This window comes from Aeromonas sp. Prich7-2, assembly GCF_017939255.1.
Lineage (GTDB): Bacteria > Pseudomonadota > Gammaproteobacteria > Enterobacterales > Aeromonadaceae > Aeromonas > Aeromonas caviae.
Genome location: NZ_JAGKRI010000253.1, coordinates 1 through 314 on the forward strand (window position 1 = coordinate 1; position 314 = coordinate 314).

1 protein-coding gene is annotated in these 314 nt (G+C 50.6%); it reads left to right on the plus strand.

The genetic code is table 11. The features are described 5' to 3' along the window. Positions 1-54: 54 nt before the first annotated feature. Positions 55-314, plus strand: a 260-nt coding sequence (locus J9892_RS25240; RefSeq protein ID WP_032175310.1) for an IS5/IS1182 family transposase, incomplete at its 3' end; no start/stop codon positions are given.

The window sequence follows — 314 nt, forward strand, 5'->3', positions numbered from 1 at the left end:
AGTCCCTGATATGAGATCATGTTTGTCATCTGGAGCCATGGAACAGGGTTCATCATGAGTCATCAACTTACCTTCGCCGACAGTGAATTCAGCAGTAAGCGCCGTCAGACCAGAAAAGAGATTTTCTTGTCCCGCATGGAGCAGATTCTGCCATGGCAAAACATGGTGGAAGTCATCGAGCCGTTTTACCCCAAGGCTGGTAATGGCCGGCGACCTTATCCGCTGGAAACCATGCTACGCATTCACTGCATGCAGCATTGGTACAACCTGAGCGATGGCGCGATGGAAGATGCTCTGTACGAAATCGCCTCCAT